The organism is Pseudomonas sp. R32, assembly GCF_009866705.1.
GTDB lineage: Bacteria > Pseudomonadota > Gammaproteobacteria > Pseudomonadales > Pseudomonadaceae > Aquipseudomonas > Aquipseudomonas donghuensis.
In genome coordinates this window covers 5,112,150-5,125,644 of record NZ_CP019396.1, presented here as the reverse complement: position 1 = coordinate 5,125,644, position 13,495 = coordinate 5,112,150, and the positions used below count along the sequence as shown (strand labels likewise).

13 protein-coding genes are annotated in these 13,495 nt (G+C 61.0%); 3 read left to right on the top strand and 10 right to left on the bottom strand.

Annotated elements, in window-relative coordinates:
* Positions 1–66: 66 nt before the first annotated feature.
* On the bottom strand, positions 67–2,037 hold the full coding sequence (dnaG, locus tag PspR32_RS23725; RefSeq protein ID WP_010221433.1) for a DNA primase: 1,971 nt from the start codon (positions 2,035–2,037) through the stop codon (positions 67–69).
* A gap of 304 nt (positions 2,038–2,341) precedes the next feature.
* The gene (rpsU, locus tag PspR32_RS23720) at positions 2,342–2,557 is read right to left on the bottom strand and encodes a 30S ribosomal protein S21 (protein WP_002551877.1); all 216 of its coding nucleotides are present in this window, start codon (positions 2,555–2,557) and stop codon (positions 2,342–2,344) included.
* A 201-nt stretch (positions 2,558–2,758) separates the two neighbouring features.
* On the opposite strand from rpsU, the gene tsaD reads away from it, so the two are divergent.
* Entirely contained in the window at positions 2,759–3,784 is a 1,026-nt protein-coding gene (tsaD, locus tag PspR32_RS23715) for a tRNA (adenosine(37)-N6)-threonylcarbamoyltransferase complex transferase subunit TsaD (protein ID WP_159389243.1), read from the top strand.
* A 26-nt stretch (positions 3,785–3,810) separates the two neighbouring features.
* Here the strand turns inward: tsaD and plsY are convergent, their stop codons facing one another.
* The gene (plsY, locus tag PspR32_RS23710; RefSeq protein ID WP_174242311.1) at positions 3,811–4,380 is read right to left on the bottom strand and encodes a glycerol-3-phosphate 1-O-acyltransferase PlsY; all 570 of its coding nucleotides are present in this window, start codon (positions 4,378–4,380) and stop codon (positions 3,811–3,813) included.
* Positions 4,381–4,454: 74 nt separating this feature from the next.
* On the opposite strand from plsY, the gene folB reads away from it, so the two are divergent.
* Positions 4,455–4,808, top strand: a complete 354-nt coding sequence (gene folB, locus PspR32_RS23705; protein ID WP_010221436.1) for a dihydroneopterin aldolase — start codon at positions 4,455–4,457, stop codon at positions 4,806–4,808.
* Positions 4,799–5,308 carry a 2-amino-4-hydroxy-6-hydroxymethyldihydropteridine diphosphokinase gene (gene folK, locus PspR32_RS23700; RefSeq protein ID WP_010221437.1) on the top strand — a complete coding sequence of 170 codons (510 nt, stop codon included), beginning with the start codon at positions 4,799–4,801 and terminating at the stop codon, positions 5,306–5,308. The genes folB and folK overlap by 10 nt, the downstream gene beginning before the upstream one ends.
* An 87-nt stretch (positions 5,309–5,395) precedes the next feature.
* Here the strand turns inward: folK and PspR32_RS23695 are convergent, their stop codons facing one another.
* The 7 genes from PspR32_RS23695 to apaG all read right to left on the bottom strand — a co-directional run bounded on the left by PspR32_RS23695 (position 5,396) and on the right by apaG (position 13,436).
* Positions 5,396–6,625, bottom strand: coding sequence for a multifunctional CCA addition/repair protein (locus PspR32_RS23695; protein ID WP_010221438.1), 1,230 nt, complete (start codon positions 6,623–6,625; stop codon positions 5,396–5,398).
* Between the two features lie 55 nt (positions 6,626–6,680).
* Positions 6,681–8,243 (bottom strand): SpoVR family protein, encoded by a 1,563-nt coding sequence (locus tag PspR32_RS23690; RefSeq protein WP_010221439.1) that lies wholly within the window; start codon positions 8,241–8,243, stop codon positions 6,681–6,683.
* Positions 8,240–9,511: a YeaH/YhbH family protein gene (locus PspR32_RS23685; protein ID WP_010221440.1), complete on the bottom strand. Its 1,272-nt coding sequence runs from the start codon at positions 9,509–9,511 to the stop codon at positions 8,240–8,242. Before PspR32_RS23685 ends, PspR32_RS23690 begins: the two co-directional genes overlap by 4 nt.
* A 121-nt stretch (positions 9,512–9,632) precedes the next feature.
* The gene (locus PspR32_RS23680; protein WP_010221441.1) at positions 9,633–11,555 is read right to left on the bottom strand and encodes a PrkA family serine protein kinase; all 1,923 of its coding nucleotides are present in this window, start codon (positions 11,553–11,555) and stop codon (positions 9,633–9,635) included.
* 281 nt (positions 11,556–11,836) lie between these two features.
* On the bottom strand, positions 11,837–12,166 hold the full coding sequence (gene glpE / locus PspR32_RS23675; RefSeq protein ID WP_010221442.1) for a thiosulfate sulfurtransferase GlpE: 330 nt from the start codon (positions 12,164–12,166) through the stop codon (positions 11,837–11,839).
* Positions 12,167–12,180: 14 nt separating this feature from the next.
* Positions 12,181–13,056 carry a symmetrical bis(5'-nucleosyl)-tetraphosphatase gene (locus PspR32_RS23670; protein ID WP_036995052.1) on the bottom strand — a complete coding sequence of 292 codons (876 nt, stop codon included), beginning with the start codon at positions 13,054–13,056 and terminating at the stop codon, positions 12,181–12,183.
* The gene (gene apaG / locus PspR32_RS23665) at positions 13,056–13,436 is read right to left on the bottom strand and encodes a Co2+/Mg2+ efflux protein ApaG (protein ID WP_100783177.1); all 381 of its coding nucleotides are present in this window, start codon (positions 13,434–13,436) and stop codon (positions 13,056–13,058) included. Before apaG ends, PspR32_RS23670 begins: the two co-directional genes overlap by 1 nt.
* Between the last annotated feature and the right edge of the window lie 59 nt (positions 13,437–13,495).

Below are 13,495 nucleotides of genomic sequence, written 5' to 3'. Positions count from 1 at the left end.
ACACCCTATCCACTGAAGGTCTTGGCGGGCAAAAAACAAGCCGAGGATTATACCCGAGCTAGGACCTCACGCGCCAGTTGAGGTCGGGGTTTGTGCGGGAACATTACGGCTTAACAGGTCACGCAGCTGATTTTTTTCCTCTGCGCTCAAGTCACTTTGACGTGCTTTCCTGAGCAGATGTTCCAGGCTGCGCTCGCGTTGGCGAGCGGACAAGCTAGTTATAGTGTCGAAAAACTGTTGTTCAAGGTTGTCGGCATCGATCAGCCATTCCTTTTCTGCCAAGGCCCTGAGCAAGCGGCCTTGTTCGGTGCCGTGCCAGCGGGCGATCAGCTGTAGTGAGCGTAGCTCAGGATTCTTTTGCAACGCCTCCAGCAGGGCCACCAGCAACTGGGCGTAGACGTGTTCCTCGGCCGCCAGCTGGCTGGCGTCCTCGACCTTTTTCGCCAGTTGCGGGTGGTGCAGGAGGGTGCGCAAGGCGCTCAAGGTCGGCGGTTCTACCGAGGTCGGCACCCGTGGCGGGGCATCCTGGCGCTGGCCGTTGCGCTCCCAGGGTTTGCCCTTCTTGTCCCAGGGCTTGCCTTCCCATTTTTTCTTGCCGCCCTTGTTCGGTGCCCACTGCTGTTGCGGTGGTGTGTACTCGGGCTGGTGAAAATCGCCGTAGTCCGGCGTGTAGTCGGGAATGGCATCGTAATCGATGCCCGGGTCATAGCTGGGCGGTGCTTCGACCGGCGCGGAGTGCGCCAGTTGTTCGACCTGCTGGTTGTCCAGCCCGGTGATTTCCTTGAGGCGATTGCGCATCAGTGCGCGCAGGTTGGCCCCGGGCACTTTTTCGATCAACGGTGCAGCGAGGGTGGCCATGTGCGCCTTGCCCTCGAGCGAGCGTGGGTCGGCTTCTTCGGTCAGTTGCTGGAAAAAGTAATCGGCCAGCGGTTGAGCATGCTGGTTGATACGGGCGCGGAAAGCGTCGGTGCCTTCGGCGCGTACCAGGGTGTCCGGGTCTTCGCCTTCGGGCAAAAACAGAAAGCGCGCCTTGCGCCCGTCCTGCAGGCTCGAAAGTGTTGCTTCCAGGGCGCGCCAGGCGGCGTTGCGGCCAGCCTGGTCGCCGTCGAAACAGAACAGCACGCTGGGCACGACGCGAAACAGGCGCTTGAGGTGCTCTTCGCTGGTGGCCGTACCCAGGGTCGCCACCGCGTTGCGCAGGCCTTGTTGCGCAAGGGCGATGACGTCCATGTAGCCTTCGACCACGATGATTTCATCGAGGTTGCGGTTGAATTTACGTGCCTCGTACAGCCCGTACAGCTCCTGGCCCTTGTGGAACACCGGGGTTTCCGGGGAGTTGAGGTACTTGGGCTTGTCGTCGCCCAGCACCCGGCCGCCGAAGGCGATGACCCGGCCACGGCTGTCGCGGATCGGAAACATCACTCGGTCGCGGAAGCGGTCGTAGCGTTTGCCGGACTCGGCGTTCTCGATCAGCAGGCCGGCGTCGATCATGGCTTTTTGTTGCAGGGTATCGCTGCTCAGGTGCTTGAACAGGTTGTCCCAGCCAGGCGGGGCGAAACCGAGGCCAAAGTCGCGGGCGATCTCGCCGGACAGGCCGCGGCCCTTGAGATAGTCGACCGCCGATTTACGCGTCGGGTGGCTGCGCAGTGCCTGGCGATAGAACTCGGCGGCCGCTTCAAGCAGCGGGTACAGCGGTGAATCGACCGGTTGCCGGGGCTTGTGGCCGCGCCCGCTGTCTTCGCGGGGCACCTCCATGCCGGCGGCCTTGGCCAGTTCCTCGACAGCCTGGGGGAAATCCAGGTTGTCGTGGTCCATGATGAAGCCAAGGGCGTTGCCGCCCGCGCCACAGCCAAAGCAGTAATAGAACTGTTTGTCGGGGCTGACGCTGAACGACGGGGTCTTTTCCTTGTGGAACGGGCAGCAGGCCGTGAGGTTCTTGCCAGCTTTTTTCAGCTGCACGCGCGAACTCACCACATCGACGATGTCGGTACGGTTAAGCAGGTCGTCGATAAAACTCTGGGGAATCAGCCCGGCCATGGCACTCTCATCATCAGGCGATAAGCAAGTGTAATCGCTAATGCGGCGGGAACGGCTGCGCGTTCGAGCGATGTCGAATGGCGTAACACAAAATACGGAAAGACGTGCTCGTCTGCAGCCGGTGAGGGCTCGTCAGGAAGGACGTGCACAGCTGGCGTTGCGGCCAGTTCTGACGATTCAGGCAGGTTGTCCATGTTGCATGGCAACAGGACGCCTTGGGCCCGAAGGCCAAAGGATCAAGCAACAACTGCCGGCAGCCCGGCTTTGGGCCGGGCGAGGCAGAAGCTTGCGACGGACGTCTGTATTAGTACAGACGAACGGCGCGGCGCTGTTCGCGCTGAACTTTCTTGGCGTGACGTTTAACAGCGGCTGCTGCTTTGCGCTTACGCTCAGAAGTCGGCTTCTCGTAAAATTCGCGGCTACGAACTTCAGCCAGAACACCGGCTTTTTCGCAGGAGCGCTTGAAACGACGCAGAGCTACGTCGAAGGGTTCATTCTCTTTAACTTTGACGGCTGGCATCCAGAGCTACCTTCATTCATTACCGGGGTCAACGAACTCGTGGCAAAAATGTGCGCTGGAGAACGTCGGTTTTTAAGGGTTGCGGATGTTAACCCTTAGCCGACCGGAATGCAAAGCCTCTGATCGAAAACCGCTGGTCGGCGTCGGGAGCGGGGACTATCATGCGCGCCTTCGAATTCAGCCTCAACAAGGCACGGACCCATGCTAGTACTGGGATTGGAAACATCCTGCGACGAAACCGGCGTCGCATTATACGACAGTGAACGCGGCCTTTTGGCCGATGCATTGTTTAGTCAGATCGACCTGCACCGCGTGTATGGCGGCGTTGTGCCGGAGCTGGCCTCGCGTGATCACGTCAAGCGTATGCTGCCGTTGATCCGCCAGGTGCTGGCCGAAGCCGACTGCGTCGCCACCGAGATCGACGCCATCGCCTATACCGCAGGCCCCGGCCTGGTCGGTGCTCTGCTGGTGGGCGCCTCCTGTGCCCAGGCCCTGGCGTTTGCCTGGGGTATTCCAGCGCTGGGCGTGCACCACATGGAAGGCCACCTGCTGGCGCCGATGCTCGAAGAGCAGCCGCCGGAATTCCCGTTCGTCGCTTTGCTGGTATCGGGCGGGCATACCCAGTTGGTACGGGTCGATGGTATCGGGCGCTACGAGCTGCTCGGCGAGACCCTCGATGACGCCGCTGGCGAAGCCTTCGACAAGACCGCCAAGCTGATCGGCCTGCCTTACCCGGGTGGCCCAGAGATCGCCCGGCTGGCGACCCAGGGCGTGCCCGGGCGCTTTGTCTTCCCGCGGCCGATGACCGATCGTCCGGGGCTGGACTTCAGCTTCAGCGGATTGAAAACCTTCGCCCTCAACACCTGGCAGCAGTGCCAGAGTGCTGGAGACGACGGTGAACAAACTCGTTGCGACGTATCGCTGGCCTTCCAGCAGGCGGTGGTGGAGACTTTGACCATCAAGTGCAAGCGTGCCCTCAAGCAGACCGGCCTCAAGCGCCTGGTGATCGCTGGCGGCGTCAGCGCCAACAGGGCCTTGCGCGCCTCGCTGGAGGACATGCTGGCCGGTCTCAAGGGCAATGTGTACTACGCCCGTCCGCAATTTTGCACCGACAACGGAGCTATGATTGCCTACGCCGGCTGTCAGCGTCTGGCTGCCGGCCAGCAGGAAAGCCTGGCAATCAGCGTGCAGGCGCGTTGGCCGATGGAGCAACTGGCGCCGCTGTGAAACTGAGCGTTGCTCATGCAGTGGATTCAGAAATGCCGTTCGCGTCCGGCGAAAAGGTCGCGTAGATTGCCGCGGTGACGCCAGACGATCAGCACCGTCAGCACGCTGATCGGCAGCAGCGCTTCCGGCTCGCGCCAGGCCAACAGCGGCAGGGTCAGAGGCGTTGCGACCAGTGCCGCGAGCGAGCTGGTGCGGGTCAGGTAGAAGGTCAGCAGCCAGGCGCTGATGGCCAGCAAGGCGGCTGGCGGGTAGAGCCCCAGCAGCATGCCGGCGGCGGTGGCGACACCTTTGCCGCCGCGAAAGCGAAAGTACACCGGGAACAGATGGCCAATCACCGCGCACACGCCGATCCAGGCCTGTTGCTGCAGGTCGAGGCCAACAAGATTGGCGATCAGCACCGGCAGCAAGCCCTTGCACAGGTCGCCAAGCAGGGTCAGGACCGCCAGTTTGCGGCCGGCCAGGCGCAGCATGTTGGTCGCACCGGCATTGCCTGAACCGCTCATGCGCGGGTCCGGGCTGCCATTGAGGCGGCTGAGGACAATGGCAAAGGACAGAGAGCCGAGCAGGTAGGCGCACAGCGCCAGTAACCAAAACATGCTAACCATTCCGGGCGAGGACGCCCTGATTCTAACGGCGCAACGCGCCCTTGTCGTGCTGTGGAGAAAAGTGCTTGGACAGAGTGTTCATCGAAGGGCTGGAAGTCGATACCGTGATCGGTGCCTACGACTGGGAGCGCGGAATCCGCCAGTGCCTGCGCCTGGACCTGAGTTTTGCCTGGGACAATCGCCCGGCCGCGGCCGGTGACGACCTGACCCTGGCCCTGGACTACGCCAGTGTCTCGGCGCGCATCCAGGCGTTTGCCGAACAGTCCGAATTCCAGTTGGTGGAAACCTTCGCCGAGCGTCTGGCGGCGGTGTTGATGAGCGAATTCCAGATTCCCTGGTTGCACCTGAAGCTGACCAAGCCGGGTGCAGTACCTGCTGCCAGTGGGGTGGGTGTGGAGATCGAGCGCGGATGTCTCTGAACAGGGTTTACCTCGGGCTGGGCAGCAATATCGAGCGTGAGCGGCATTTGACCGCCGGGCTCGATGCCCTGGCCGACGTGCTGAGCGACATGCACTGTTCGGCGGTGTTCGAGAGCCAGGCCGTGGGCATCAAGAGCGGGCCGTTCTTCAACCTGGTGGTCACCGGCCTGACCACGCTGCCGCTGATGGAGCTGGACCGCCGGCTCAAGTTCATCGAGGCCGACAATGGCCGCTATGCCCCTGAGCGCAAGGGCTTGCCGCTGGATATCGATGTGCTGATGTACAACGATCTGCATGGCAGTTTTGATGGCCTGGTATTGCCGCGGGCGGAGATTCTCAAGAACGCATTTGTGCTGTGGCCGCTGGCGTTGATCGCGCCTGAGCTGATGCACCCGGGCGCCGGTAAAACCATGGGGCAACTGTGGGCCGAGGCGCAGATCAAGCAAGTGCTGGCGCCGGTGCCGTTCGACTGGCGTGGGCAACAACTAACCAGGATTTGACCCCATCGCTGGCAAGCCAGCTCCCACAAGGTCCGGTGTAGGCAGGCCCTGTGGGAGCTGGCTTGCCAGCGATGAAGGCGACACGCATTACCGCTTGGCGTCGTCCTTGTAGGCCTTCAACGCCTTCAGCCGCTCACCCTTGAGCGCCTCACCCAGTGCCTGCCCGGTCAACCCTTTCTGCACCAGCGGCTGCACCTGCACCGCCCGCGCTGCCGCTGCCGCACCGCGCAAATAGTCCGCCTGTGGGTAATCGCGCTGCTCCAGCCCTTTGCGGCCCCGGGCGTCCATCTCGCACGCGGCGATAAACTCCTCGAAGCGCTGTGGCCGTCGATACACGTCGAAGCTCTGCAGCAATTCCAGCAAGGTCGAGGCGCGTAACTCCAGTGCCCGGTGGCAGTGGGTGTGGTACTCGCCTACCAGCAACGCCAGCTCCTGGCATTCACGGGGCGCCTTGAAGCGCTGGTTCACCGCCGTGATCAACTTCAGGCCGCGCTGCTCGTGAGCGATGTGCCGTGGCCATTGCGCTTGCGGGGTAAGGCCCTTGCCCAGGTCGTGCAGCAAACAGGCCCAGCGCACGCTCAGGGGTTGTTGGTGCAGGGCGGCTTGTTCGAGTACCGAGAGGGTGTGGATGCCACTGTCGATCTCCGGATGATGGGCCTCGGGCTGCGGCACGCCGAACAGGGCATCGAGCTCCGGCATCAACTGCTTGAGGGCGCCGCAATCACGCAGAACCTGGATGAATACCTGTGGTTGATCTTCCATCAGCGCGCGGGCAATTTCCTTCCAGCTGCGTTCGGCGGTCAGCGCCTGCAGCTCGCCGGACTCGCTGAGTTCGCGCATCAGTTCGATGGTTTCCGCGGCTACGCTGAACCCCAGGCTGGCATAGCGCGCAGCAAAGCGGGCGACGCGCAGTACTCGCAGGGGATCTTCGGCGAACGCCGGTGATACGTGGCGTAAAATACGCGCTTCAAGATCTTTTTGACCGTTGTACGGATCGCAGACATTGCCCTGGTCGTCTTCGGCCATGGCATTGATGGTCAGGTCGCGGCGGATCAGGTCTTCCTCAAGGGTGACCTCGGGGCTGGCATGAAAAGTGAAACCGCCGTAGCCACGCCCGCTCTTGCGCTCGGTGCGTGCCAGGGCATATTCCTCGCCACTCTTCGGGTGCAGGAACACCGGGAAATCGGCACCGACTGGCCGATAACCCAGGGCTTGCATCTGTTGCGCAGTGGCGCCGACCACCACCCAGTCGATATCACTGACCGGCCTGCCGAGCAGGCGGTCGCGTACGGCGCCGCCGACTTTGTAGATCTGCATGTAAAACCTCCGTTGATGCCACAGGATAACCTGTCTGGCAGCAACGGAGGGCGCGCTAGAGGTGTACTACAGCCAGGTCCAGGCGACCGTAGTCCGCTTCGCCGTGTTCGCCTCTGGGCGGCACGTGGTGGGTTTTCATCACCTGGTCGCCCTGCAGGGTCTCCAGGTGAATATCGAAGCCCCAGAGGCGGTGCAGGTGCTTTAAAACCTCTTCTGTGGAGTCACCCAGGGGTTTGCGGTCGTGTTGCTGGTGGCGCAGGGTCAGCGAGCGGTCGCCACGACGGTCAATGCTCCAGATCTGCACGTTGGGTTCACGGTTGCCGAGGTTGTACTGGGCGGCCAGGGTTTCGCGGATGATCCGGTAGCCACTTTCGTCGTGGATGGCCGGCACCAGCAGGTCCTCGCGCTGGTCGTCATCGAGAATGCTGAACAGTTTGAGGTCGCGGATTACCGTGGGCGACAGGTACTGGAGGATGAAGCTTTCGTCCTTGAAGCTGCTCATGGCGAACTTGATCGTCGACAGCCAGTCGCTGCCGGCGATCTCGGGGAACCAGCGGCGGTCCTCTTCAGTGGGGTGCTCGCACATGCGGCGGATGTCGCGGTACATGGCAAAGCCCAGGGTATAGGGATTGATACCGCTGTAGTAAGGGCTGTCGAAGCCGGGCTGGAACACCACGCTGGTGTGCGACTGCAGGAACTCCATCATGAAGCCTTCGGTCACCAGGCCTTCGTCGTACAGGTCGTTCATCAGGGTGTAGTGCCAGAAGGTCGCCCAGCCTTCGTTCATCACCTGGGTCTGGCGCTGCGGGTAGAAGTACTGGGCGATCTTGCGCACGATGCGCACGACTTCGCGCTGCCAGGGCTCGAGCAATGGCGCATGTTTTTCGATGAAGTAGAGGATGTTTTCCTGGGGTTCGGCTGGGAAGCGCGCGTTGTCGCGTTCACTGTTTTTGTCGGTACCCTTGGGAATCGTGCGCCACAGGTCGTTGATTTGTTTCTGCAGGTGTTCTTCGCGTTCTTTCTGCCGGCGCCGCTCCTCTTCGGCAGAAATCGGGTAGGGCCGTTTATAGCGGTCGACGCCATAGTTCATCAGGGCGTGGCAGGAGTCGAGCAGGTCTTCCACGGCATCGATGCCGTGACGCTCTTCGCACTGGGTGATGTACTGCTTGGCGAAGACCAGGTAGTCGATGATCGAACTGGCGTCGGTCCAGGTGCGGAACAGGTAGTTGCCCTTGAAGAAGCTGTTGTGCCCGTAGCAGGCGTGGGCGACCACCAGCGCCTGCATGCAGATGGTATTTTCTTCCATCAGGTAGGCGATGCAGGGGTCGGAGTTGATCACGATCTCATAGGCCAGGCCCATCTGACCGCGGCTATAGGACTTTTCAGTGCTGAGGAAGTGTTTACCGTAGGACCAGTGGTGATACCCCAGCGGCATGCCGACAGAGGCATAGGCATCCATCATCTGCTCGGCGGTGATCACCTCGATCTGGTTGGGGTAGGTATCCAGGGCATAGCGCTCGGCCAGGCGGCTGATTTCCCGGTCATAGGCCTGGATCAGTTCGAACGTCCATTCGGACCCGGTAGAAATGGGGTGGCGCTTCTGCTCTCTAGCGGTCATGTCACTAACCTGCGCTGGAAGAGTTCACGGAAGACCGGATAGATATCGCCGGCCGACACCAGCTGCTGCTGGGCGAATGTATCGACAAAGGCTTCGCCGATACGCTCATACTCGTACCACAATGCCTGATGTTCGCGAGGGGTGATTTCAACGTAAGTGTAGTACTGGACGAACGGCATGATCTGATTGGAGAGGATCTCGCGGCAAATCGGTGAGTCGTCATTCCAGTTGTCGCCGTCCGAGGCCTGGGCGGCGTAGATGTTCCATTCATTGGCCGGGTAGCGTTCGGCCATGATCTCCTGCATCAGTTTCAAGGCGCTGGATACGATGGTGCCGCCGGTTTCCCGGGAATAGAAGAACTCCTCTTCGTCCACTTCGCGGGCGCTGGTGTGGTGGCGAATGAACACCACCTCGATCTTGTCGTAATTACGCTTGAGGAACAGGTACAGGAGGATGAAGAAGCGCTTGGCGATGTCCTTGGTGGCCTGGGTCATGGAGCCGGAAACGTCCATCAGGCAGAACATCACCGCCTTGGAGCTGGGGTTGGGTTGCTTGACCAGCAGGTTGTACTTGAGGTCGAAGGTATCGAGAAACGGCACGCGGTGAATACGGGCGCTCAGACGCTCGATTTCTGCTTCTATTTCCTGAATATCGCCGAAGTTATCCGGTTCTTCTCGCTTGAGTCTCGCCAGTTCCTCTTGGGCTACGCGCAATTTCGCCCGGCTGCTGCCGGACAAGGCGATGCGCCGGGCATGGGCCGAACGCAGGGTGCGGATGATGTTGATGCGTGACGGGTTGCCTTCGTTGCTGATACCGGCGCGCACGGTCTTGAAGGTGTCGGTGCCGGTCAGGTGGCGTTTGACCAGGTTGGGCAGTTCGAGGTCCTCGAACATGAACTCGAGAAATTCTTCCTGGGTGATCTGGAAGACGAACTCGTCCATGCCTTCGCCGGAGTTACCGGCCTTGCCACGGCCGCCGCCCCCGCCGCCCCCTTGCGGACGGGCGATATGCTCGCCGGCAGTGAACTCCTTGTTACCCGGGTGCACCACCGTTTGCTTGCCGCCACGGCCATGGTGCAACACCGGCTCGTCGATGTCGCGACCGGGAATGCTGATCTGTTCGCCATGTTCCATGTCGGTAATGGAGCGGCGGCTTACGGCCTCCTCGACGGCTTTCTTGATGTGTTCACGGTACCGTCGCAAAAAGCGCTGGCGGTTGACCGTGCTCTTGTTCTTGCCGTTCAGGCGTCGGTCGATCACATAGCTCATAGGCCCCTCCGGGAGTAGGCGGTAGCTGCAAGCTTCAAGTTGGATCACCGCTGCACCTGCAAGCGCGACACGCATTTGACATACGTGCGCGGCTTGCAGCTGACAGCTTGCAGCTTGCCGCTTATTGCGATTTTCTGACCCGCAGGTACCATTCCGAGAGCAGCCGAACTTGCTTGTCTGTGTAGCCGCGTTCCACCATTCGGGTGACGAAGTCGTTGTGTTTTTGTTGATCCTCTTTGCTGGCCTTGGCGTTGAAGCTGATGACCGGCAGCAGGTCTTCGGTGTTGGAGAACATTTTCTTCTCGATCACCACCCGCAGTTTTTCGTAGCTTAGCCAGGTCGGGTTCTTGCCGTTGTTGTTGGCCCGGGCGCGCAGCACGAAGTTGACGATCTCGTTGCGGAAGTCCTTCGGATTGCTGATACCGGCCGGTTTCTCGATCTTCTCCAGCTCTTCGTTGAGGGCGATGCGGTTGAGGATCTCGCCGGTTTCCGGGTCGCGGTACTCCTGGTCCTGGATCCAGAAGTCGGCATACAGCACGTAGCGGTCGAAGATGTTCTGCCCGTATTCGCTGTAGGACTCCAGGTAAGCGGTCTGGATTTCCTTGCCGATGAACTCGATGTAGCGCGGTGCCAGGTACTCCTTCAGGTAGCGTAGGTAGCGTTCGCGCACTTCGGCCGGGAATTGTTCCTGTTCGATCTGCTGTTCCAGCACATACAGCAGGTGCACCGGGTTGGCGGCGATCTCATGAGGGTCGAAGTTGAACACCTTGGAGAGGATCTTGAAGGCGAAACGGGTCGACAGGCCGTTCATGCCTTCGTCCACCCCGGCCGCGTCGCGGTACTCCTGGATCGACTTGGCCTTGGGATCGGTATCCTTAAGGTTCTCGCCGTCATACACGCGCATTTTCGAGTAGATGTTCGAGTTTTCCGGCTCTTTGAGCCGCGACAGCACGGTGAACTGGGCGAGCATCTTCAGGGTGTCAGGCGCGCAATGGGCCTTGGCCAGCGAACTGTTGAACAGCAGCTTGTCGTAGATCTTGATCTCGTCGCTGACCCGCAGGCAGTACGGCACCTTGACGATGTAGATCCGGTCGATGAAGGCCTCGTTGTTCTTGTTGTTGCGGAAGCTGTGCCATTCCGATTCGTTGGAGTGGGCCAGCAGGATCCCGGAGTAGGGGATCGCACCGAGGCCTTCGGTACTGTTGTAGTTACCTTCCTGGGTGGCCGTCAGCAATGGGTGCAGGACTTTGATCGGTGCCTTGAACATCTCGACGAATTCCATCAGGCCCTGGTTGGCCCGGCACAGCGCGCCCGAGTAGCTGTAGGCGTCGGCGTCGTTCTGTGGGTATTCCTCGAGTTTGCGGATATCGACCTTGCCCACCAGGGCGGAAATATCCTGGTTGTTCTCGTCACCCGGTTCGGTCTTGGCCACGGCGATCTGGTTGAGGATCGACGGGTAGAGTTTGACCACCTTGAACTGGCTGATGTCGCCCCCGAACTCGGCCAGTCGCTTGGTCGCCCAGGGCGACATGATGGTGTTCAGGTAGCGCCGCGGGATGCCGAAGTCTTCTTCGAGGATTGCGCCGTCTTCCGCGGCGTTGAACAGCCCCAGGGGCGACTCGAATACCGGCGAGCCCTTGATCGCATAGAAGGGCACCTTCTCCATCAGTTGTTTGAGCTTTTCGGCCAGGGACGATTTACCGCCGCCCACCGGGCCCAGCAGGTACAGGATCTGTTTCTTCTCTTCCAGGCCCTGAGCGGCGTGGCGGAAATAGGACACGATCTGGTCGATGCATTCTTCCATGCCATGGAAGTCTTCAAAGGCCGGATAGCGGCGGATCACCTTGTTGGAGAAGATGCGCGACAGCCTTGAGTTGTTCGAGGTGTCGACCAGTTCCGGTTCGCCGATAGCCATCAACAGGCGTTCGGCCGCCGAGGCATAAGCGCTGCGATCGCTTTTGCAGAGCTCAAGGTACTCTTGCAGCGAAAGTTCTTCCTGACGGGTAGACTCGAAACGTTGTTGGAAGTGGCTAAAAATACTCATGACGTCACCTCGCTCGATACGTGGAGCCGACGCCGGATCAGTCAGCTGATGCTGGCATGCAATCGGCGCTACCGATTGCTGTATACCCCCCAGAACACCTAGAACTCGCTACCGATGACCCGCACGCCGGTGTACCGGCTCTCCCCTTTTTGGATGGCCTGCGCTTAAGGATAGTTCGTAATCGGGGAGGTCAAGGGTGGTTGTACATGAAGTTCGCCATGACCGTTCGTCTGGTCAGGCGCGAGCCCGCGCAGGACGCGGGCTGCGGGAGATGAAAAAAATTATTCGGTGCTGCCCTGGGCGGTTTCTGCCGGGTAGGTGCCACGCCACAGCTCGAAGCCGCCGTCGAGGCTGTAGACGTCGGAAAAGCCCTGGCTGATCAGATACGCGGCAGCACTCTGGCTGGAGTTGCCGTGATAGCAGACCACGACGGTGGGGGCGTCGAGGTCGGCAGCGCGGATGAAATCCGCCACCGAATGGTTGTCCAGATGCCGGGCGCCAGTGATGTGGCCAGCGGCATAGGCTTGGGGGTCGCGAATATCGACCACGACCGCACCTTGCTCGCGCAGCGCCTGGGCCTGCTCGGGAGGGATGCGTTTGAATTCGCTCATGGGTACGGTTTCCTTCAGGACTGGTCGTTCATTCTAGCCGGTTGTGCAGGCGCAGGCTGCGCTCTGGGGGTACCTTCGTCGGTGCAGTCGCAACGATGCATGGCGCCGGTGTCGACATTGTACAGGGTCATGGCGCCACCCCAGACGCAGCCGGTGTCCAGGGCGACTACCCCGGGTTCCTTGCAGCGGCCTTCAAGGGCCGCCCAGTGGCCGAAAATGATCTTCACATGCCGTGAGCGACGGCCTTTGTGGGCGAACCAGGGCTTGTACCCGGGCGGGGCAGTATCGGCGCCTTCCTTGCCTTTGAGGTCGAGCTTGCCTTCGCTGGTGCAAAAGCGCATGCGGGTGAAATAGTTGGTGATCACCCGCAGGCGGGTGACGCCGCTCAGGTCCTTGCTCCACTTGTTCGGCTCGTTGCCGTACATGCCATCAAGGTAGAGCTTGAAGCGGTTGTCGTCGCGCAGCGCTTCCTCCACTTCGCCCGCCAGCTCCAGGGCTTTGCCCAGGGTCCACTGCGGGGGGATGCCCGCGTGCACCAGTACTACGCCGCGTTGCTCGTCGTAGTGCAGCAGCTTTTGCCGGCGCAGCCAGTCGAGCAGTTCAGCGGCATCCGGGGCACCGAGGATCTCGCGCAGGGTGTCGCTCTTTTTCAGGCGCTCGATGTTATGCCAGGCGGCCAGCAGGTGCAGGTCATGGTTGCCCAGCACGCACACCAGTGATTGGCGGATCGAATAAAGGAAGCGCAGGGTCTCCAGCGACTCCGGGCCGCGATTGACCAGGTCGCCGACCAGCCACAGGCGATCGACTGTCGGGTTGAAGGCGACCCGTTCGAGCAGGCATTTGAGTGGCTGCAGGCAGCCTTGCAAGTCTCCGACTGCGTACACCGCCATCAGTGCAGGGCCCCGGGAACCGCCAGGCGAAAGGGGGCGATGACGGCGTCGAAGCGCTTACCGTCTTCAGCGAACATCTGGTAGCTGCCCTGCATGGTGCCGACCTTGGTGCTGATCACTGCGCCGCTGCTGTAGGTATGGCTTTGCCCGGGCTCGATCAGCGGCTGCTGGCCGATGACGCCAGCGCCCTTGACCTCCTCGACGTGGCCATCACCGTTGGTGATCAGCCAGTGGCGTGACATCAACTTGGCTGGCACGGTGCCGTTGTTCTTCACCGTGATGGTATAGGCGAAGGCGAAACGGTCGTTTTCGGGGTCGGATTGTTCTTTGAGAAAGCGGGTCACGACGCTGACGTCGATCTGGTAACGGGGATCAGACATGCAAGGGGCCTTGGCAACAGACGCGGATACGGCGATGGCGTCAGTCTAGGCTATCGGCG